Consider the following 20,463-nt stretch of genomic DNA (forward strand, 5'->3'; position numbering starts at 1 on the left):
GCCGCTTGCGCGAAGACCAAAAGGCGCGGATGAGCCGCTTGCGCGAAGACCAACAGGCGCGGATCGGCCATGGCTGATCCGGCGCGCGCGCGTCGGCTGGCCAAGCGGATCTCGATGATCGTCGCATCGGCAATCGAATACGAGATCAAAGACCCGCGGCTGGCCGGCGTGACGATCACCGACGCGAAGGTGACCAACGACCTGCACGACGCGACGCTGTACTACACGGTCATGGGGCGCACCCTCGAGGACGATCCCGACTACGCCGGTGCGGCGGCCGCGCTGGAGCGGGCCAAAGGCGTACTGCGCACGAAAGTCGGTGCAGGAACCGGGGTTCGGTTCACTCCGACGCTGACCTTCGTGCGCGACACCGTGCCTGACGCGGCCGTTCGGATGGAGGAGCTACTCGAACGGGCTCGTCAGGCCGACGCCGATCTGGCGAGGGTGAGGCAGGGTGCGAAGCCGGCGGGCGACGCGCAGCCGTACCGTGTGGTAGGAGATAACGGGGGCGCCACAACCGACACGGACGAGCGAGACGACGGTGACCGCGATCGAGACGACTGAAGTATCGAGTACTCGCGTCGATGCGCATGGCGCGGCCGACGCGCTGGCCGGGGTTCGCACCGTCAACATCGTGTGCCACGTGCACCCCGATGCGGACAGCGTCGGTGCCGGCTTGGCGCTGGCGCTGGTGCTCGACCGGGAAGGCGTCGACGTGGAGGTCAGCTTCGCGACGCCTCCGGTCCTTCCCGAATCACTGCGAACGCTGCCCGGGTGCGAGTTCCTGGTGCCGCCGGCGGACATGCGCCGCGACGCGGATCTGGTGGTGACGGTCGACGCGCCCAGCCTGCACCGGTTGGGCACGCTGGCCGAGCTGACCGCTTCCGGCAACGCGGTGCTGGTGATCGATCACCACAAGTCGAACGCGATGTTCGGAGACTTGAATTTCGTCGATCCGCAAGCGGATTCGACCACCCTGCTGGTCGCCGAACTGCTGGACGCGTGGGGCAGGCCGATCGACCGCGATGTGGCCACGTGCCTGTATGCCGGGCTGACGACAGACACCGGATCGTTCCGGTGGGCCAGTCCGCGCGCATTGCGGCTGGCCGCCAGGCTCGTCGAAGCCGGCGCGGACAACGCCGCGATATCGCGGGCGCTTCTCGACACGCACCCCTTTGCCTGGCTGCCGATGCTGTCGCGCGTGTTGTCGACGGCGCAGCTACTGCCGGACGCCGTCGCCGGGCGCGGCCTGGTGTATGTGGTGGTCGACCACGACGAGTGGAAGGCGAGCCGGTCCGAAGAGGTGGAGAGCATCGTCGACATCGTCCGGACCACCCAGCAGGCCGAGGTCGCCGTGGTGTTCAAGGAGATCGAGCCGCAGCACTGGTCGGTGTCGATGCGAGCCAAGTCATTCGATCTGACGCCGGTGGCGGCGCAGTTCGGCGGCGGAGGGCATCAGTTGGCGGCCGGGTACTCGATCGACGGCTCGATCGACGACGTCGTCGCCGCGTTGCTGCACGCTGTCGGCTGACACGTCACGCGCATCTTCGACGATGCCATCTGGCCCGCTCGACTAGTCCATGGCGCGAGCCAGTGCGATGTGGCCCGCGAACCCGCAGGATTCGGCGCGCAGGCGATATCGGTCACGGAAATCGCGATAGCGATTCTGCTCGCCACGAGCTTTGGCAAGCATTGCGTTCAACCGCAGTAACGGCAGCTCGTGGTAGACGAACCCGGGTTCCGTCGGCGTCGCCGCCAGGTCGTCGATCGCTTTTTGCGCTTCGTCGAGGTCGCCGTCGCGACCCCGATTGAGCAAGGCTTCGACGAGAACGCTGGTGCACCAACCGCGGTTGGTCAGTTCGCCAGATCGAATTTCATTCTGCAGCACGGCGCGACACAAGCCGACGGCATTGTCGTAGTCGCCGGTACGAATCTTCTCCACTGCGAAATCGATGTCGACGCACCATGCGGCAACGACGAGGTTCCGATGTTCGAGCGCTGCTCGCCGAGCCCTCTGCAACAGCTCGAAGCCCAGGTTGCGGTCGGCGTCCTCGTGGCGCACCAAGATGAGCCCGTGGCTGAACTCTGCGTTGGTCAGCGTGAAATCGTCGCCGAACTGCTTCGCAATCTCCAAGGCCTCAGCGGTGTCATGCAGCGCTTGGTCATCGGCGAGCAGCGCTCCGCTCTGCGCGGCAATGTATTTGAACATGACAACGGCGCAGAACGTGAACTTATCGGTTCTGCGGGCAAGCGCGACGGCGTTGTCGAAGTCCTCGCGCCAGCCTGCGATGCCCAGCGCACACCGCGCTGACGCACGCATCACCAGTGCGAACGCCAGTGGCGATCCCACGATCAAGTCGCCCATCGTGGGGTCGCCGCGGGACTCGTCTATTGCACGCTGGCTCAGTTTCAAAGCCTCGCTCACTTCACCGACGGCCCATTTGATGATCATCGGTGTCATCAACAGACCGACGGTCAACTCGGAATCACCGATGGAATCAAGCAATTCGACATGATAGGACGCCAATCGCGAAGCCTCTTCGTACTCGCCGTAGAACTGCATCAAGGTGACGAGTCCGGTCATGCCGATGGCCAAGGACCGTTTATCCCCTGCAGCGGTTGCCAATTCGCTCAATTGGTCGAAGCCAGTGTCGTCGAGGCTGCCGCTGACCCGCCAGACCGTCGCGCACAGCAACGTACGCGGGGCGATACGCATGCTCATGCGACGTACATCCTCGGGGGGCAACCGGTCGGCCACCTGACGAGCGCGCTCCCAGCTCATCCGCGCACCTAGGATGTCGCGATGGGTGAGGACGTGTCCGGCCCGCATGTGCCAGTCGAAGGCTGCGTGCAAATCGCCTGCAGCTTCAAGGTGCTCGGCGATCAACGCCGCGTGCTCGTCAGCCGATTCCGGTCTGCGAGCTTGTAGAGCGGCTGCGACCCGCTGGTGCAACTCGGCGCGATCGGATCTGAGCTGTGATTCATACGCCACCGCCCGGATCAGCGGATGGTGAAAGAGGTACTCGGGATCATCGGTGAACCCGACTTGATCGATCAGCTGGCCCACCACCAGGTCGTCGACGGCCGGCTCGACACCCAATGCTTTCACCAGTCCCAAGCTGAATCTGGCACCGATCACCGAAGCCGCGCTCAACGTGCGTTTGGCCCCCCGTTCGAGACGGTCGATGCGAGCGGCAATGGTGGCCTGCAACGTCGGCGGCACAACGACTTCGGCTACCTGTGCTGTCGACCTGTACGCGCCCGGCTTGCCATAAAGCACACCTCGCTCCGCCAATTCGCGCACGATCTCTTCGGTGAAAAGTGGTGTCCCGGCAGATCTTTCGGCGATCAGCTGGCCCAGCGGCGCCGTGGATGTATCCCGTCCAAGCAACTCGATGATCAACTGAGCCGAGTCCTGGTCACTCAGTGGCGCCAGCGTTATCGCTGTAGCGCCAGGCGGTTGCGCCAGCGCCCCACGGTACTCGGGACGGTAGGTGACGATCGTCAGCGAAGGCGTCCGCGGTAAAACCTCGAGGACATCGGCAATCATCGACTCACTGACTGCGTCAATCCAATGGGCGTCTTCCACCACGTACACCGCCGGACTTTTCCGCGCCGACAAGGTGGCTCTCACCAGAGCCGTCAACCGCCGTCGACGTGCATCCGGATCGATCCGATGACGGGGCTCTTCAGCGCCGGCAATCCCCAAGAGGTCTTCGAACAGCAACAGATCGTCTTTGTCCGCGTCAGAAAACAGCCGGCGGAGATGATTTCGGGCAGCGTGCGCGTCCAATCCCTCCACTGCGGTTATTGCACGCAGCAATCCTGCGACGGCTTGAAAGGGGATCTGGCTGGTGTGCGACTCGCAGAAAGTCGTGAAGACCGCGACACCACGCTGCGCGGCCTGGGCCGAAACCTCGCGCAGCAGACGGCTTTTGCCGATACCGGCGGGTCCCACCACATCGACGACCTCGCCATGGCCGCCGACGGCGCGATCCAACAGGTCCTTGATGACGGACATCTCCCGTCGGCGACCCACAAAGTTCGCCTCAGTGCGTCTGGTGGCGCGAGCCCGGCGCATGCCGACGAGCCGGTGCGCGGGTACTGACTCGTCAGCACCCTTGATGCGAACCAACTCTCGCGGACCGAGGGTTGCGATGTGCTCGACTAGTCGTGCGGTTGATGCGCTGAGCATGACGCCGCCCGCGGGCGCCACCGATTCCATCCGCTGGGCCATCCCCACCTGCTCGCCGACGGTGGTGTAGCCGAACGGTCCGGACCCCATTTCACCGGCGATCACCTGACCGGAGTTCAGTCCGACCCGCAGCAACAATTCCACGCCATCGCGCCTTCGCACGTCGACGGCCAGCTTTTTGGCTTCGTCCTGGATCGCCAGAGCGGCCACGCACGCGCGCACCGCATGATCCTCCAGCGCGGCCGGTGCCCCGAACACGGCCATGATCCCGTCGCCGGTGAAACTGCTCACGGTGCCGCCGTAGCGCTGCACGACCGCGGCACAACGGCTGGCGAGCTCGCTCATGATCTCGCGCAGTCGCTCCGGCCCCACCGCAGCTGCGATATCCATTGAATGGACGACGTCGGCGAACAACACGGTGACTTGCTTGTACTCGGCCGCGTGGGTGGCCGTGGTCAGCCGAGCACCGCACTCGCTGCAGAACTTGGCCGTTGAACTGCAGTGCGCGGTGCAGGAACTGCAGATCAGCCCTGCCGGTGCGAGACGACTGTCGCCGTCCCAGCTGGCGCCCACGTCAATATCGTGCATCGCTGGTCAACCGGTGTCTGTCAGATCCGGTGAAAATCGGCGCGGAACTGAACAGAAACGTCACCACCCCAGACGGGGCAGCCCCTGCCACGCGCACAGAATGTCAGCCAGCGCGGTTGCGGAGTCGCGGTTCAGTGAGGGAGAGCATGACGGCGTCGGAGGACTCGACCGCGAGCGCGGGCCGGATCGCGGCGCTGGCTGTGCCGGCACTCGGCGTGCTGGCAGCCGAGCCGCTGTATCTGCTCTTCGACACCGCGGTGGTCGGCCGTCTCGGGGCGTTGGCGCTGGCGGGTCTGGCGATCGGTGGCCTGATCGTCAACATGGTGGGTTCGGGTCTGGTCTTTCTGTCCTACGGCACCACGGCAAGGTCAGCCCGCTATTTCGGTGCCGCAGACCGGGTGGCGGCGGTCCGCGAAGGCGTACAGGCCAGCTGGCTGGCTTTGGCTCTGGGCGTGTTGTTCGTAGCCGTGGTGCAGGCGGCCGCGGTGCCGGTCGTGTCCGCGATCGCGTCGAAGCCGCCCATCGCCGACGAAGCGCTGTCGTGGCTGCGGATCGCCGTACTGGCCGCCCCGGCGATGCTGATGTCGCTGGCCGGCAACGGCTGGATGCGGGGCGTGCAGGACACTGTGCGGCCGCTGCGGTACGTCGTCATCGGATTCGCAGTGTCGGCGCTGCTGTGCCCGCTGCTGGTGTTCGGCTGGATTGGCCTGCCGCGCTTGGAGCTACCCGGCTCGGCCGTCGCGAACGTGGTCGGGCAGTGGCTTGCTGCGCTCTTGTTCGCTCGGGCGTTGCTGGTCGAACGGGTACCGCTCGGTGTCGACTGGCGGGTATTGCGGGCCCAGGTGGTCATGGGTCGCGACCTGTTGGTGCGCACGGTGGCATTCCAGGTGTGCTTCGTGTCGGCCGCTGCGGTGGCGGCGCGATTCGGAGCGGTGTCGGTGGCCGCGCACCAGGTGGCGCTGCAGCTGTGGAATTTCCTTGCGCTCGTGCTGGATTCACTCGCCATCGCGGCGCAGTCACTGGTTGGCGCCGCCCTGGGGGCGGGACGGGCACAGCACGCCAAGTCGGTGGCGTGGCGGGTGACGACGTTCTCTGCGGTTGCAGCCACAGTGCTTGCGGTGGTGTTGGCGGCGGGCGTTGCAGTGGTGCCGAAGATGTTCACCAACGATCGGGCCGTGCTCGACGCCGTCGGTGTGCCGTGGTGGTTCCTCGTGGCTCAACTACCGGTCGCCGGAGTGGTGTTCGGCCTCGACGGTGTGCTGCTGGGCGCCGGCGATGCGAAATTCATGCGCAACGCCACAGTGCTCAGCGCGCTGCTCGGCTTCCTGCCGCTGATCTGGCTGTCGCTGGTCTTCGGCTGGGGCTTGGCTGGTATCTGGGCCGGGTTGTCGGCGTTCATCCTGCTGCGGTTGATGTTCGTGGGTTGGCGCGCGCTGTCCGGCCGCTGGGCCGTCCCCGGCACTGGTTGACACGGCGACGCCGCCGGTCACCACCTCATGGCGTACGCCGGAGCGGCGGCGGCCATCTGGTCCGCCAGCCGCTCGAGGCGGGCGATGCGCTCGCGCATCGGCGGATGCGTCGAAAACAACGCTTCCAATCCCTCGCCGCGCAGTGGGTTCGCGATCATCAGATGTGCGGTGCTGGCCAACTGCCCTTCTGCCGGCAACGGCATCAGTCGAGTTCCGGCGTGGATCTTCTTCAGCGCGCTGGCCAGCGCGCCCGGATCGTGGCTCAGCATCGCGCCGTCGGCGTCCGCGGCGAGTTCACGGCTCCTGCTCACGGCCAATTGGATCAGGGTGGCCGCCACGGGCGCCAAGATCAGCGTCAGCACGCTTCCGAGCAAGCCCGGCCCGTCGTCGTCGTCGCTGGCCTCGATCGGCGTGAACCACGCCAGATCGGCCAGCATCGTTACCATGCCGGCAAGGGCTGCCGCAACGGTCGACGTCAGGATGTCGCGGTTGTACACGTGCGCCAGCTCGTGGCCCAGCACCGCCCGAAGCTCGCGGGCGCTCAGCAGCTCGAGGATGCCCTCGGTGACGCACACTGCCGCATGCCTGGGGTTTCGCCCGGTGGCGAAAGCGTTGGGCTGCCGGATCGGGCTGATGTACAGCTTCGGCATGGGTTGGCCTGCCTGCGTGGACAATTCAGCCACCATGGCGTGAAGCTGGGGAGCCTCGGCACGGCTCAACGGCCGGGCCCGCATCGCCCGCAGGGCAACGGTGTCGCCGCGGAAGTAGAGGACCAGGTTGATGGCGATGGAGATCGCGGCGGCGATCACGAGCCCCGTGCCACCACCCAGCCAATGCCCGACCAGCAGGATCAGCCCGGTGAGCAAACCCAGCAAGGCGGCCGTCTTCACTCCGTTGGTGTAACGGTGCACGTGCGATACCTCCTTCATGGTCTTCTCGCAGACATCAACGCCAGTCGCCCGATGCCGCATTTCCTTCGGAAGCGGTTGTCGCGCAGTCTCATTCGGATAAGAAAAGGGGCCGGCTGCTGCCGGCCCCGTGTGAACACACTGAGGCGCTGATCGACTCGGCCGCGGACTTTGTCACCGTGTCGCCGGGCGGGCGGATGCGCACGCGAGGCGCGTCCTCGCGGATGGCGCCGTCAACGGTCTGGCCGCGTCCGGTTGCCATTGCATTTGATCGCCGTCCCCAACCTCCCGCAGCGTCTCAGCACGGACTATCGGCGGTGACCGCTCCAGCGGGCGGCTGTGGGCGGTCACCCGCACACTGGCACCCGTAGAGATCAGGCGCTGATGGCTTGCTTCTCCTTCAGGCCGGTAGCCACCTCGATCTTGCGCGGCTTGGCTTGTTCGGCCACCGGGATCGTCAGCCGCAGCACGCCCTCGGTGTAGTCGGCCTTGATGTTGTCGACATCGAGACCGCTGCCGAGATAGATCTGTCGGCTGAATACGCCGTGCGGGCGTTCGGAGGCCAGCCACTGTCGGTTGTCCTGCGCGGCGGGCCGTTGCGCGCGCACCGTCAGCACGTCGTTCTCGACATTGATGTCGATTGAATCGGCGTGTGCGCCAGGCAGATCGAGTTCCACGACGAACTGCTCGTTGTCGCGCCAAATGTCCATCGGCATGACCGCGGGACGAGCCGGTGTGCCTACCGCGCCGCCGAGTAGCTGCTGGGTCAGACGGTCGACGTCACGGAAGAACGGGTCCAACTTCAGCATGGTCATCACCTCCTCGGACTATTTGCTGGTCTCTCGTTTTCGTCCTAGAAAACCGATTCAACGCCGGCCGTATTTCCCACCGGCGGGGGCAGGCTACCGCCCCCTGCGGTTGCCGCGCCCGTCGCCGTTCGTCTGCACCGAGGCGAGCAGACGCTGGGCGACGTCGTGGAGTTTGACGTTGTGGTCCTGCGATTGCTTGACCAGCAGTTGGAATGCTTCGTCGGCACTGCATCCATGCAGCGCCATCAGCACGCCCTTCGCCTGGTCGATGTCGGCGCGCGACGTCAGCGCCCGCTCGAGCTGGGTGACCGTCTCCCGGGACTGCTGCCAGCGCCGGGCGTTGGTGATCGCCGCGCCGGCCGCCTCGGTGAACAGGCGCATGAATCCTTCGTCGAACGGGTCGAAAGCCGTTGCGGTGTAGCTGTATACGTTCAGCGAGCCGACCAGTTCCTGATGATCGGGATCACCGACGAGCAGCGGAACCGACAGGCACGCCCGCAGCCCCTGACGCTGGGCGGCTTCGCAGAACTGCGGCCAGCGCCCCGAGTGCTCGGTGATGCGGTCGCGCACTGGGCGACGCTGTTCGGCGCATTCGACGCTCGGTCCGCTGCCGGACTCGTGCTGCACACGCTCGAGGTCGACCACTCGCTCGTCGGTGGCGGCAGCGGTGCGGAACTCGTCTCCGTCGAGCACGGTGATGGTGACGGCGTCGGCGTCGGGAACGGCTTGTGCCGCTGTCGATGCCACTCGCGCCAAGACGCTGTCCAAGTCTTCTTCGGCGGCGAAGATGTCGCGCAGTGCGCCGATGGCGTCCGACGTCGCATCCAACCGGATCAGCGGATCGGGGCGGCCGCCTTCGCGGTCGCCGGAATTGTCACTCACCTGTCATTCTTCTCTCGACGTGTTCGGGAAAAGCACGCCGAGGAGGGAATCGGATTCCGGCGAGCCGGAGCGAGTCTGCACGCCATTGGCGATGCCTTCGGCTGCCAGCTCAACCGACAGAATCCTACTGGTCGCGGGTTTTCAGTCGTGAATCTGCGCGCGGCCTCTCTTGATGACGGCTTCGCGGTTGGCCGCGATGTCGTCGCTGCTGGCGTTCGTGCGCAGCCACTGCTGTGCGGACTCCTGCTCGATCGCGAACGCCTCGCGGGTCTGCGCTTCGTCGATGCGGTGATACGACGCCAGATACGCGCGCACCGCGGCGCCGTTGTTGTTGACGATCGACGTGGCGACCGCCCGTGCGGTGCTCATCAGTTCGTCGTGCAGCACCACCTCAGTGACCAGCCCGATACGCAGTGCGTCATAGGCGTTCACATAGTCGCCGGTGAGGCTCATCCGATAGGCCATGCCACGGCCGACCAGCTGCGGCAGCCGCACCGACATGCCCCAGCCGGGAAGCAGGCCCACCCGCGCGTGGGTGTCGGCGAACCGGGCGTTCTCCGAGGCGATCAGGATGTCGCAGCTCAGCGCCAGCTCGAAGCCGCCGGTGACGCACACGCCGTTGATCGCACCGATCACGGGCTTGGACAGCGCCGGCCACCGCACCTTCGACAGGCTGTCGCGGGAATCGCCGAGGCTGGTGCTGATCTCCTTGAGGTCCACGCCGGCCGAGAACGCCGGATCGGTGCCGGTCAGGATCACCACGTCGACGTCGTCGTCGGTTTCCGCCTGGGCCAGCGCCGCGAACAGCTTGTCCTGCAGCTCCTTGCTCAGCGCATTGCGCACCCGCGGGCGGTTGAGCGTGAGCGTGCGGATCCGGTCGGAGGTTTCGATCAGCAGCACGTCATCAGACATCTGCTGAGCCTATCGTCGTGGGCATGTGCCGAAACATCACCGAGCTGCGCGGGTTGCAACCCGCTGCCACCGACGAGGAGATCCAGGCCGCCGCCCGCCAGTACGTGCGCAAGGTCAGCGGAATCACCCGCCCGTCGGCCGCAAACGCCGACGCGTTCGAGACCGCGGTCGCCGAAGTCGCCGCATCGACGTCGCGGCTGCTGTCACTGTTGCCGCCGCGCAAACAGCCGCCGAAGACTGTGCCGCCGTTGCGTCGCCCGGAAGTGCGCGCCCGGCTGCGGGTATGACCCCGACGACGCCCGCGCTCAAGGAGTGGAGCGCGGCGGTGCATGCGCTGCTCGACGGCCGCCAAACCGTGCTGTTGCGCAAGGGCGGGATCGGCGAGAAGCGCTTCGACGTGGCGGCGGACCGGTTTCTGCTGTTCCCGACGGTCGCGCACAGCCATGCCGAACGCGTGCGGCCCGAACACCAAGACTTGCTGGCCCCGGCGGCGGCAGACAGCGGACAGGATCACGTGGTAGTGCGGGCCGGAGCGAAAGTGGTTGCAGCAGTTCAGGTTTCGCATACCGACGGGTTGCGGAAGATCGAACCCTTGCACATCTGGACCGAGCAGTCTGTGCGCGAGGACCGGCTCGACTTCCGCCCAAAGCACCGGCTGACTGTGCTGGTGGTGCAGGCCTGCCCGCTGACAAGCCCGATGCGGCTCGTTCGCACGGCCGATTATGCGGGCTGCACCAGTTGGGTGGAGCTACCGGTGCAGCCGACGTGGGGCCCGCCGGTACACGACGATGCAACGCTTCAGCGCATCGCCGAAGAAGTCCGCTGCGCCCTGGCCTAGAACTTCGGCTCAGAGCTTCGGCTCAGAACTTGTAGTACGGCGCCAGCTGCTGGGCCCGGGTCATGTTCTCGGTCGGGCAGTCCACGTCGGGGTTGGAGTAGATGGGCGAGAAAAACAGCGACTGCTGGATCACTCCGTAGCTGGTCTCGAACATCACCATGCAGGAAAACCACCAGCGGTTGTTCCAGTCGGTGGGCTTCATCACCCAGAACCATGCTGCGCGATGCCCTGCGATCGTGGTCTCGACCGCATCGGACGACAGGCTCTGTTCGTAGCTGCGCCAGACGATCGGCTCGATCGCCATCTGGTAGTTGGCGGCGTCGAAGTGACAGCGCAACCCGTCTTCCGGTTCGGGCGGAGTGAAAGCCAGACCGAGCCGCTGGATCACGTCCATCGGGATGTCCTGACACGGGTCGAACGGGCGGGGATTGTTGAAATCGATCACCGGCGACTTGATCGTGGTGCTCGGCGTATCCAACGGCACGGCCGTGGACCGCAGCTGCACGTCCGGTGGAGAGGTCAAGCCGCCCGGGGCAGCTTGCCACGCCACCACCACCGCCGCGACCACCGCACACATCACCGCGAACAGCCGCAGCCTGGTCGCCATCGCAGCCCCTCCGTTCGGCATCCCCGCAGGGGGAGTGTACAAGCGCGACAACGCCGGCACGACGGTAAAAGAGAACCTGTTCTAGTTGGCTACCCTGGTCGGTTGTGGCGACACTTTGGGCTGTCAGTGACCTGCACACCGGTCACGTGGGGAACAAGCCGGTCACGGAGTCGCTGTATCCGTCGTCGCCGGACGACTGGCTGATCGTCGCAGGCGACGTCGCCGAGCGCACCGACGACATCCGCTGGTCGCTGGACCTGTTGCGTCACCGGTTCGCCAAGGTGATCTGGGTACCGGGCAACCACGAGCTGTGGACGACGAGTAAGGACCCGGTGCAGCTGTTCGGCCGCGCCCGCTACGACTACCTGGTCGAGATGTGCGACCAGATGGGCATCCTCACCCCCGAGCACCCGTATGCGGTGTGGACCGGTGAGGGTGGTCCCGCGACGATCGTGCCGATGTTTCTGCTCTACGACTACACGTTCCTGCCGGCGGGCGCGTCGTCGAAGGCCGAAGGTCTGGCCATCGCGCGCGAGGCCAACGTGGTGGCCACAGACGAGTTCGTGCTGTCCTCGGAGCCGTACGCCACCCGCGACGCCTGGTGCCGTGACCGGGTGGCCGTCACGCGGAAACGACTCGAGCAGCTCGACTGGATGACACCGACGGTGCTGGTGAACCATTTCCCGCTGGTGCGCGAGCCGTGCGAGGCGCTGTTCTATCCCGAATTCTCGCTGTGGTGCGGCACCACCGCCACCGCCGATTGGCACACCCGCTACAACGCGATCTGCTCGGTCTACGGGCACCTCCACATTCCGCGGACCACGTGGTATGACGGCGTGCGGTTCGAAGAGGTGTCGGTGGGTTATCCGCGAGAGTGGCGGCGCCGCAAGCCATATCGGTGGCTGCGGCAGGTATTGCCCGACCCGCAGTACGCACCGGGCTACCTCAACGAGTTCGGCGGCCACTTCGTGATCACGCCGGAGATGCGCGCCAATGCGCAGCGGGTGCGCGAGCGGATCGAGGCCCGCAGGCGATGAACGCTTGCCCGAAGAGCAATGAGCCGGCCTCGAGCTTGATCTCCACCGTGGTGCCCGAGACGGTGGCCGCAGCCGAGTTGTACACCGACCCACCGGATCTGGCGCCGCTGCCAGACGAGGAGCCGCTGATCGCGCGGTCGGTTGCCAAGCGGCGCAACGAGTTCGTCACTGCACGCCACTGCGCCCGGGTGGCGCTGGGCAAGCTCGGCATCCCGCCCGTGCCGATCCTCAAGGGCGACAAGGGAGAACCGTGCTGGCCCGACGGCGTGGTGGGCAGCCTGACGCACTGTGAAGGTTTCCGCGGTGCGGTTGTGGGCCGGATCACTGATGTTCGGTCGATAGGCATCGACGCCGAGCCGCACGACGTCCTTCCCGACGGCGTGCTCGACGCGGTCAGCATTCCCGCCGAGCGGCGGCAGCTGGCTGCCCTGCCTCCCGATCTGCATTGGGATCGAATCCTGTTCTGCGCCAAGGAGGCAACGTATAAGGCGTGGTTTCCGCTGACTCGCCGGTGGCTGGGTTTCGAGGACGCCCACATCGTCTTCGACGTGGACTCCGACGGCGCCGGCGGCGAGTTCGTATCGCAGATCTTGATCGACCCGACGACGTTGTCGGGGCCGCCGCTGAAAGCGTTGCACGGTCGGTGGTCGGTGCGGCAGGGCTTGGCGCTGACGGCGATCGTGCTGTGAGTGCAGGCCTGGTCGTCGTCGACAAACCCGCCGGCATGACCAGCCACGACGTCGTCGCCCGCTGCCGGCGGATCTTTTCCACGCGCAAGGTCGGGCATGCCGGCACGCTGGACCCGATGGCCACCGGTGTGCTGGTGGTGGGCGTCGAGCGCGCGACCAAGATTCTTGGCCTGCTGACTACCGAAACCAAGTCGTATGCCGCGACGATGCGGCTGGGGCAGACCACCACCACCGACGACGCCGACGGTGACGTAGTGGCGACGACGCCCGCCGACGCAGTGACGGACGATGCGATCCGGACCGCGGTTGCGTCGTTGCGGGGCGAAGTCGAACAGGTGCCGGCGGCGGTGAGCGCGGTCAAAGTGGGCGGCAAGCGGGCGTATCGGTTGGCTCGCGAAGGCCAGGCCGTCGATCTGGCCGCGCGCAGGGTGCGGATCGACCGCTTCGACGTGTTGCAGATTCGACGCGCCGACGGCTTCGTGGACGTCGACGTCGCGGTGGACTGTTCGTCAGGCACTTACGTCCGCGCGCTGGCCCGCGATGTCGGCGCGGCGCTGGGCGTCGGCGGGCATCTGATTGCGCTGCGGCGCACCAGGGTGGGCCCCTTCGGTGTCGAGGATGCTCACGCGCTCGACGAGCTTGCGGCTCAACCACGGCTGTCGTATTCGCTCGACGAGGCGTGCCTGCTCTGCTTCCCACGCAGGGATCTCAGTGCCGAAGAGGCCGAATCTGCCCGGCACGGAAGGGCTTTGGCGTCGGCCGGCATCGACGGGGTCTACGCGGCGACGGCTCCTGACGGCAGGGTGATCGCGCTGCTGCGTGACGAAGCCGGCCGGACGAAATCCGTGGTGGTGCTGCGGCCGGCCACCCTCTAGCAGGGCACCACCCAAATCGATTCTGCCGCAGGGTGTCCCAACTCCACTGTGCGATTACCGGGGTCGCCGTCGTGGCCGTCGTCGATCGCCACCGACAGTGTTCCGGCGAAGTCTCGCCGGGCCAGCACCGTCAGGTGCGAGTCCAGCGCGATCCCGACGGAATCGAAGTAGCGCAGCATCTCGGGGTCCGCGTCGGAGATCCGCGCCACCGAGCCGTGGTCGCCGTCTGCGCATTCGGACAGCTGCCGCGCGGGCGGCGTCGGCACCCGGCCGTCGAGCGTCGGAATCGGGTCGCCGTGCGGGTCCCGTTGTGGATGGCCGAGCTTCGCGTCGATCCGCGACATCATCAGGTCGCTGACCGCGTGCTCGAGTACCTCGGCTTCGTCGTCCACTTCGTCCCAGCTGTAGCCGAGCACCTGCACCAAGAACGTCTCCAGCAGCCGGTGCCGGCGCACCACCGACACCGCGGCGCGCCGGCCACGCTCGGTCAGCGTCACCGCCCCGTACTTCTCGTGCTCCACCAATCCCTGGTCGGCGAGCTTGCGGATGGTCTCGGAGGCGGTACTGGCCGACACCCCGAGCCGCTCGGCGAGCATCTTGGTGCTGATCTTGTCGCCGGACCACTCCTGGACCTTCCAGATCACCCGCAGGTAGTCCTGGGCGACCGACGTCAGCCCACGGGCGTCGTCGGCAGCAGTCACGGGTGAAAGTGTAGGCACCGGCGGGCGATAGCGGGGATGTCACGCGCGCGCGAGTTGGCTCTTCGCGCAAGCGCTCATCGCGCGAGTTGGCTCTTCGCGCAAGCGCTCATCGCGTGGGTCGTAGGCTTGCCGCTGTGCAGCGCTGGCGCGGTCAGGAGGAGATCCCCACTGACTGGGGCAGATGTGTCCTGACGATCGGGGTGTTCGACGGCGTACATCGCGGCCATCAGGAGCTGATCGCGACCGCGGTCAAAGAAGGACGGTCGCGAGGCGTGCCGACGGTGCTGATGACCTTCGATCCGCACCCCATGGAAGTCGTGTTCCCGGGCAGCCATCCGGCCCAGCTGACCACGCTGACCCGCCGCGCCGAGCTCGTGGAAGAACTCGGCATCGACGTGTTCCTGGTGGTGCCGTTCACCGCCGAGTTCATGAAGCTGACGCCGGAGCGCTACATCCACGAGCTGCTGGTGGAGCGGCTGCACGTGGTGGAGGTCGTGGTCGGGGAGAACTTCACGTTCGGCAAGAAGGCGGCAGGAAATGTGGAAACGCTGCGGCAGGCGGGGGAGCGGTTCGGGTTCGCGGTGCGGGCGATGTCGCTGGTCGCCGAGCACCACGACGACCAGACAGTGACGTTCTCGTCCACCTACATCCGGTCCTGCGTCGACGCCGGTGACGTCGTGGCCGCGGCCGAGGCGCTGGGCCGCCCGCATCGCGTCGAGGGCGTGGTGGTGCGTGGCGACGGCCGCGGCCGGGTGCTGGGCTTTCCGACCGCCAACGTGGCGCCGCCGATGTATGCGGCGATTCCGGCGGACGGCGTGTATGCGGCCTGGTTCACCGTGCTCGGGCACGGGCCCGTCGTCGGCTCGGTCGTGCCGGGCGAGCGCTATCAGGCCGCCGTGTCCGTCGGCACCAACCCGACGTTCTCCGGCCGGACCCGCACCGTCGAGGCGTACGTACTGGACACCTCCGCCGACCTCTACGGCCAGCACGTCGCCGTCGATTTCGTCGCCCGCATCCGCGGGCAGCGCAAGTTCGCCGAGGTCGGGGAGTTGATCAGCGAGATGGAGAAGGACACCGAGCGGGCCCGCACGATTCTGTCGGCCCAGTGACATCCTGCTAAACTCGCCGCCGACATGGCGACGTGCTGCAGTCCGCGGCGGCCGCGCCCATTTCGAAGATCGTGGACCGACGTATGGAGTTGAATTCGTGGCGCTCACTGCCGAACAGAAGAAAGAAATCCTGAGGGAATACGGCCTGCACGAGACCGACACCGGCTCGCCGGAGGCCCAGATCGCGCTGTTGACTCGGCGGATCAACGACCTCACCGAGCACCTCAAAGTGCACAAGCACGACCACCATTCGCGGCGGGGCCTGCTGCTGCTGGTCGGCCGGCGGCGCCGGCTGGGCAAGTACCTCGCCGAGATCGACGTCGAGCGGTACCGGTCGCTGATCGACCGCCTCGGCATGCGCCGCTGACGCTGCCTGCGATCAATCTCGGGCTAGGCGCACCGGCGTGCCGTAGCGACTGAACACGGGATCGGCCGTCACGATCTCGAGGTCCTCCAGCGCGGCCTGTGCCACCAGCATGCGATCGAACGGATCTCGGTGTATCGGCGGCAGTTGCGCTACTCGCAGCGCATGGCTGTGAGTGGCAGCAAGGGGTACGACACCGGACCGCCGCATTCGATCGGGCACGTAATCGGCGGGCGGCTCGGGAAGCGGTAGCTTGCCGAGCTCGTATTTGATCGCGATCTCCCAGGAACTGGCCGACGACAACACGAGCTCGTTACCGAGGTCTTCAAGCATCGCCAGCACCTGTCGGCTGATGCGCGTGGGGTCGGTTTGCAGCCACAACCACACGTGGGTGTCGAGCAGCAATCTCATGCTTCGAACGTCTGCACCACGTCATCGGGCAGAGGGGCGTCGAAGTCATCGGGGACGACGAACCTGCCGACGTCGACCCCGAATTCGCGCTTCCGTCGAGCGGGACTAGGCACCAGTACCGCAACCGGTTCACCGCCGCGGACGATGGTGATTTCCTCGCCGGCTTCTACCCGCCGCAGCAGTTTCGAGAAGTGAGTCTTCGCATCGTGGACGCCGACCTCCATAGCGCCAGCGTAGACTAAGTCGTGGACTAAGTCGTCGCAACCACCTGGGCCGGAGCAAGCTCGGCTGCGAAATAGGGTTGCCACCAGCACCGGTGTAAAGTAAGGACGTTCCGAGCCATCCGGCTCGGACTCGCATGTCAGACAGTGGCCAGCCTGCATCGGGCGGTCTTCGGTAGTGGCTGTCGGGCTCCGCATACAGAGTCCGGCCGCTTCGATCGACGGCCGTAGCCGCATCAGGCCGATGCCGTTCAGGTTGCCCGCCACTGCCTCCGTGCGACGACAACCGAACGAAGGAAGGCCCCCGGACTGTCATGTCTGTAGCCGAAATCGACGAGGGCGTTTACGAGTCAACCGCCACCATCGATAACGGGAGCTTCGGCACCCGCACCATCCGCTTTGAAACCGGCCGGCTGGCCCAGCAGGCCGCCGGCGCCGTGGTCGCCTATCTCGACGAGGAGACCATGCTGCTCTCGGCGACCACCGCGAGCAAGCAACCCAAGGAGCACTTCGACTTCTTCCCTCTCACCGTCGACGTGGAAGAGCGCATGTACGCCGCCGGCCGCATCCCCGGCTCGTTCTTCCGCCGCGAGGGGCGGCCGTCCACCGACGCGATCCTGACGTGTCGGCTCATCGACCGCCCGCTGCGCCCGTCGTTCGTCGACGGCTTGCGCAACGAGGTGCAGGTGGTGGTGACCATCCTGTCGCTGGACCCCGACGAGCTCTACGACGTGCTCGCCATCAACGCCGCGTCGGCCTCCACGCAGCTGGCCGGCCTGCCGTTCTCCGGCCCGGTCGGCGGTGCTCGGGTGGCGCTGATCGACGGCACCTGGGTCGCATTCCCCACAGTCGCGCAGCTCGAGCGGGCAGTGTTCGACATGGTGGTCGCCGGCCGCGTCGTGGGTGACGACGTCGCGATCATGATGGTCGAGGCGGAGGCCACGGAGCACGTCATCGAGCTCATCGACGGCGGTGCGCAGGCACCCACCGAGTCGGTGGTGGCCGAAGGCCTGGAAGCGGCCAAGCCGTTCATCAAGGCGCTGTGCGTGGCTCAGCAGGAGCTGGCCGATCGGGCCGCCAAGGAGACTGCAGATTACCCGGTGTTCCCCGAGTACAGCGACGACGTCTACTACGCCGTGTCGTCGGTGGCCACTGACGACCTGACGCAGGCGCTGACGATCCCGGGCAAGGTCGAGCGCAACCAGCGCACCGAAGAAATCCGCGCCGAGGTGCTCACCCGACTCGCCGACACATACGAAGGCCGTGAGAAGGAAATCTCCGCGGCGTTCCGGTCGCTCACCAAAAAGCTTGTGCGCCAACGTATTCTGACTGATCACTTCCGCATCGACGGCCGTGGCATCACCGATATCCGGGCGCTGAGCGCCGAGGTGTCCGTGGTGCCCCGGGCGCACGGCAGCGCATTGTTCGAGCGCGGTGAGACCCAGATTCTCGGCATCACCACGCTGGACATGATGAAGATGGCCCAGCAGATCGACTCGCTGGGCCCGGAAACCACCAAGCGCTACATGCACCACTACAACTTCCCGCCGTACTCCACCGGCGAGACCGGCCGCGTCGGCTCGCCGAAGCGGCGCGAGATCGGTCACGGCGCATTGGCGGAGCGGGCGCTCGTGCCGGTGCTGCCGTCGGTCGAGGAATTCCCGTATGCGATCCGGCAGGTGTCCGAGGCGCTCGGCTCCAACGGCTCCACCTCGATGGGCTCGGTGTGTGCGTCCACGCTCGCGCTGCTCAACGCGGGTGTGCCGCTGAAGGCGCCGGTGGCCGGCATCGCCATGGGTCTGGTGTCCGACGACGTCGAGCTGGACGACGGCAGCACCGAGCGGCGGTTCGTCGCGCTGACCGACATCCTGGGCGCCGAGGATGCGTTCGGCGACATGGATTTCAAGGTCGCCGGCACCAAGGACTTCGTCACCGCACTGCAGCTGGACACCAAGCTCGACGGCATTCCGTCGAAGGTGCTGGCCAATGCGTTGTCGCAGGCCAAGGATGCGCGGCTGACCATCCTGGACGTGATGGCCGAGGCCATCGACCGGCCTGACGAGATGAGCCCGTATGCGCCGCGCGTCACCACGATCAAGGTTCCGGTGGACAAGATCGGCGAGATCATCGGGCCGAAGGGCAAGATGATCAACTCGATCACCGAGGAGACCGGCGCCCAGATCTCGATCGAGGACGACGGCACCGTGTTCGTCGGCGCCACCGACGGCCCGTCGGCGCAGGCCGCGATCGACCGGATCAACGCGATCGCCAACCCGCAGCTGCCCAAGGTGGGCGAGCGGTTCCTGGGGACGGTGGTCAAGACCACCGACTTCGGCGCGTTCGTGTCGCTGCTGCCCGGGCGCGATGGGCTGGTGCACATCTCCAAGCTCGGCAAGGGCAAGCGGATCGCCAAGGTCGAGGACGTGGTGAACGTCGGCGACAAGCTGCGCGTGGAGATCGCCGACATCGACAACCGCGGCAAGATCTCGCTGATCCTGGTTTCCGAGGACGATTCAGCCGAGGCCTCACCTGCCCCAGCGGATGCCGCGCACACCGGCCCGTAACGCCGGCGCCGACCTCCGGCGCACCACACTTCCCGGCGGTCTGCGCGTCGTCACCGAATGCCTGCCCGGCGTCCGCTCGGCGTCGGTGGGCGTCTGGGTGGGTGTCGGTTCCCGCGACGAAGGACCCAGCGTGGCGGGGGCGGCGCATTTTCTCGAGCACTTGTTGTTCAAGGCGACCCCCACCCGCACCGCGGTGCAGATCGCGCAGGCTGTCGACGCGGTCGGCGGTGAGCTGAACGCGTTCACGGCCAAAGAGCACACCTGCTACTACGCCCACGTGCTCGACGCCGATCTCGAGTTGGCGGTCGATCTGGTGGCCGACGTGGTGCTCAACGGGATCTGCTCGCCCGACGACGTCGAACTCGAACGCGACGTCGTACTCGAGGAACTCGCGATGCGCGACGACGATCCCGAGGACGCGATCGCCGACGTGTTCCTGGGTGCGCTGTTCGGCTCGCACCCGGTGGGCCGGCCGGTGATCGGCACTGTCGAATCGGTGTCGGCGATGACGCGTGCGCAGCTGCATTCGTTCCACGTGCGGCGCTACACCCCGGAGCGGATGGTGATCGCGGTCGCCGGCAACGTCGAGCATGACCACGTCGTGTCGCTGGTACGCCAGTACTTCGGTGCCCGGCTGCAGCGGGGCCGCATCCCGGTACCGCCGCGCAAAGGCGCCGGGCGGGTGCCGGGGCGTCCGACGCTGCGACTGTGCCCACGCGACGCGGATCAGACGCACATGATGCTCGGGGTCCGCTGTCCCGGTCGGCACTGGAAGCATCGCTGGGCGCTGGCGGTGCTCAACACGGCGATCGGTGGTGGGCTCAGTTCACGGCTGTTCCAACAGATTCGGGAGGAGCGCGGGCTCGCGTACAGCGTGTACTCGACGGTCGACACGTTCGCCGAGAGCGGTGCCCTGTCCGTCTACGCGGCATGCCTGCCGGACCGGTTCGGCGACGTCGTCGACGTCACCATGTCAGTACTCGACGATGTCGCTCGGAACGGGATCACCGCCGAGGAATGCCGCATCGCGAAGGGCTCGCTTCGCGGCAATTTGGTTCTGGGGCTGGAGGATTCGGCGTCGCGGATGAACCGGATCGGCCGCAGTGAACTGAACTACGGCGAACACCGCAGCATCGAGCACACGCTCGGCCAGATCGACGCCGTCACTCTCGACCAGGTCAACGCCGTGGCGCGGCGGGTGCTGGCCGGACCGTACGGGGCGGCGGTGCTCGGTCCGTACAAATCGAAACGCGAACTCCCACAGCGGCTTCGGAAGGTCTGACG

The 20,463-nt window shown here is 66.6% G+C and carries 21 protein-coding genes; 12 read left to right on the top strand and 9 right to left on the bottom strand.

Going from position 1 to position 20,463, the window contains the following annotated elements:
- Positions 1-69 precede the first annotated feature (69 nt).
- Both rbfA and AC5Y4C_RS05765 read left to right on the top strand, forming a co-directional pair.
- Entirely contained in the window at positions 70-564 is a 495-nt protein-coding gene (gene rbfA, locus AC5Y4C_RS05760) for a 30S ribosome-binding factor RbfA (protein WP_499910320.1), read from the top strand.
- Complete coding sequence (locus AC5Y4C_RS05765) at positions 542-1,531, top strand: DHH family phosphoesterase (protein ID WP_499963101.1); 990 nt, start codon at positions 542-544, stop codon at positions 1,529-1,531. Before rbfA ends, AC5Y4C_RS05765 begins: the two co-directional genes overlap by 23 nt.
- A 42-nt stretch (positions 1,532-1,573) precedes the next feature.
- Here the strand turns inward: AC5Y4C_RS05765 and AC5Y4C_RS05770 are convergent, their stop codons facing one another.
- Positions 1,574-4,768 carry an ATP-binding protein gene (locus tag AC5Y4C_RS05770; RefSeq protein WP_499963099.1) on the bottom strand — a complete coding sequence of 1,065 codons (3,195 nt, stop codon included), beginning with the start codon at positions 4,766-4,768 and terminating at the stop codon, positions 1,574-1,576.
- Between the two features lie 161 nt (positions 4,769-4,929).
- On the opposite strand from AC5Y4C_RS05770, the gene AC5Y4C_RS05775 reads away from it, so the two are divergent.
- Positions 4,930-6,252 (top strand): MATE family efflux transporter, encoded by a 1,323-nt coding sequence (locus tag AC5Y4C_RS05775; RefSeq protein ID WP_499963098.1) that lies wholly within the window; start codon positions 4,930-4,932, stop codon positions 6,250-6,252.
- Positions 6,253-6,269: 17 nt separating this feature from the next.
- On the opposite strand, the gene AC5Y4C_RS05780 is transcribed toward AC5Y4C_RS05775, so the two are convergent.
- The 4 genes from AC5Y4C_RS05780 to AC5Y4C_RS05795 form a co-directional block, all read right to left on the bottom strand.
- On the bottom strand, positions 6,270-7,163 hold the full coding sequence (locus AC5Y4C_RS05780; RefSeq protein WP_499963096.1) for a M48 family metalloprotease: 894 nt from the start codon (positions 7,161-7,163) through the stop codon (positions 6,270-6,272).
- A 371-nt stretch (positions 7,164-7,534) separates the two neighbouring features.
- On the bottom strand, positions 7,535-7,969 hold the full coding sequence (locus AC5Y4C_RS05785; protein ID WP_499910332.1) for an Hsp20/alpha crystallin family protein: 435 nt from the start codon (positions 7,967-7,969) through the stop codon (positions 7,535-7,537).
- Between the two features lie 93 nt (positions 7,970-8,062).
- A complete protein-coding gene (locus AC5Y4C_RS05790) occupies positions 8,063-8,851 on the bottom strand; it encodes an ANTAR domain-containing protein (protein ID WP_499910334.1) in 789 nt (262 codons plus the stop codon).
- A 141-nt stretch (positions 8,852-8,992) separates the two neighbouring features.
- Positions 8,993-9,763 carry an enoyl-CoA hydratase gene (locus tag AC5Y4C_RS05795; RefSeq protein WP_499963094.1) on the bottom strand — a complete coding sequence of 257 codons (771 nt, stop codon included), beginning with the start codon at positions 9,761-9,763 and terminating at the stop codon, positions 8,993-8,995.
- 23 nt (positions 9,764-9,786) lie between these two features.
- Here AC5Y4C_RS05795 and AC5Y4C_RS05800 point away from each other — a divergent pair, with 23 nt between their 5' ends.
- Together AC5Y4C_RS05800 and AC5Y4C_RS05805 are read left to right on the top strand one after the other, a co-directional pair.
- Positions 9,787-10,050 (top strand): DUF2277 domain-containing protein, encoded by a 264-nt coding sequence (locus tag AC5Y4C_RS05800; protein WP_499910338.1) that lies wholly within the window; start codon positions 9,787-9,789, stop codon positions 10,048-10,050.
- Positions 10,047-10,601: a DUF1802 family protein gene (locus AC5Y4C_RS05805; RefSeq protein ID WP_499914201.1), complete on the top strand. Its 555-nt coding sequence runs from the start codon at positions 10,047-10,049 to the stop codon at positions 10,599-10,601. The genes AC5Y4C_RS05800 and AC5Y4C_RS05805 overlap by 4 nt, the downstream gene beginning before the upstream one ends.
- Before the next feature lie 22 nt (positions 10,602-10,623).
- On the opposite strand, the gene AC5Y4C_RS05810 is transcribed toward AC5Y4C_RS05805, so the two are convergent.
- Positions 10,624-11,208, bottom strand: coding sequence for a DUF3558 domain-containing protein (locus AC5Y4C_RS05810; protein WP_499910343.1), 585 nt, complete (start codon positions 11,206-11,208; stop codon positions 10,624-10,626).
- Positions 11,209-11,312: 104 nt separating this feature from the next.
- Between AC5Y4C_RS05810 and pptH the strand changes: the two genes are divergently transcribed.
- Genes pptH through truB form a run of 3 tightly spaced genes read left to right on the top strand, consistent with a single transcriptional unit; the run spans position 11,313 to position 13,809 of the window.
- Positions 11,313-12,245 carry an ACP phosphodiesterase PptH gene (pptH, locus tag AC5Y4C_RS05815; RefSeq protein WP_499910346.1) on the top strand — a complete coding sequence of 311 codons (933 nt, stop codon included), beginning with the start codon at positions 11,313-11,315 and terminating at the stop codon, positions 12,243-12,245.
- Complete coding sequence (gene pptT, locus AC5Y4C_RS05820; RefSeq protein WP_499963092.1) at positions 12,242-12,934, top strand: 4'-phosphopantetheinyl transferase PptT; 693 nt, start codon at positions 12,242-12,244, stop codon at positions 12,932-12,934. The genes pptH and pptT overlap by 4 nt, the downstream gene beginning before the upstream one ends.
- Entirely contained in the window at positions 12,931-13,809 is an 879-nt protein-coding gene (truB, locus tag AC5Y4C_RS05825; protein WP_499963090.1) for a tRNA pseudouridine(55) synthase TruB, read from the top strand. The genes pptT and truB overlap by 4 nt, the downstream gene beginning before the upstream one ends.
- On the opposite strand, the gene AC5Y4C_RS05830 is transcribed toward truB, so the two are convergent.
- Positions 13,806-14,510 (bottom strand): metal-dependent transcriptional regulator, encoded by a 705-nt coding sequence (locus tag AC5Y4C_RS05830; RefSeq protein ID WP_499910353.1) that lies wholly within the window; start codon positions 14,508-14,510, stop codon positions 13,806-13,808. The two genes, truB and AC5Y4C_RS05830, sit on opposite strands and share 4 nt — an antisense overlap.
- A 134-nt stretch (positions 14,511-14,644) precedes the next feature.
- Here AC5Y4C_RS05830 and AC5Y4C_RS05835 point away from each other — a divergent pair, with 134 nt between their 5' ends.
- Both AC5Y4C_RS05835 and rpsO read left to right on the top strand, forming a co-directional pair.
- Positions 14,645-15,619: a bifunctional riboflavin kinase/FAD synthetase gene (locus AC5Y4C_RS05835; protein WP_499910355.1), complete on the top strand. Its 975-nt coding sequence runs from the start codon at positions 14,645-14,647 to the stop codon at positions 15,617-15,619.
- Positions 15,620-15,716: 97 nt separating this feature from the next.
- Positions 15,717-15,986 (top strand): 30S ribosomal protein S15, encoded by a 270-nt coding sequence (gene rpsO / locus AC5Y4C_RS05840; RefSeq protein WP_499910357.1) that lies wholly within the window; start codon positions 15,717-15,719, stop codon positions 15,984-15,986.
- A 12-nt stretch (positions 15,987-15,998) separates the two neighbouring features.
- On the opposite strand, the gene AC5Y4C_RS05845 is transcribed toward rpsO, so the two are convergent.
- Both AC5Y4C_RS05845 and AC5Y4C_RS05850 read right to left on the bottom strand, forming a co-directional pair.
- Complete coding sequence (locus AC5Y4C_RS05845; RefSeq protein WP_499963088.1) at positions 15,999-16,394, bottom strand: type II toxin-antitoxin system VapC family toxin; 396 nt, start codon at positions 16,392-16,394, stop codon at positions 15,999-16,001.
- Entirely contained in the window at positions 16,391-16,618 is a 228-nt protein-coding gene (locus AC5Y4C_RS05850) for a type II toxin-antitoxin system Phd/YefM family antitoxin (protein ID WP_499963086.1), read from the bottom strand. Before AC5Y4C_RS05850 ends, AC5Y4C_RS05845 begins: the two co-directional genes overlap by 4 nt.
- 311 nt (positions 16,619-16,929) lie before the next feature.
- On the opposite strand from AC5Y4C_RS05850, the gene AC5Y4C_RS05855 reads away from it, so the two are divergent.
- Both AC5Y4C_RS05855 and AC5Y4C_RS05860 read left to right on the top strand, forming a co-directional pair.
- Positions 16,930-19,179 carry a polyribonucleotide nucleotidyltransferase gene (locus tag AC5Y4C_RS05855; RefSeq protein ID WP_499963084.1) on the top strand — a complete coding sequence of 750 codons (2,250 nt, stop codon included), beginning with the start codon at positions 16,930-16,932 and terminating at the stop codon, positions 19,177-19,179.
- Entirely contained in the window at positions 19,145-20,461 is a 1,317-nt protein-coding gene (locus AC5Y4C_RS05860; protein WP_499963245.1) for a M16 family metallopeptidase, read from the top strand. The genes AC5Y4C_RS05855 and AC5Y4C_RS05860 overlap by 35 nt, the downstream gene beginning before the upstream one ends.
- Positions 20,462-20,463 lie beyond the last annotated feature (2 nt).

This window comes from Mycobacterium sp. NGS35, assembly GCF_059812855.1.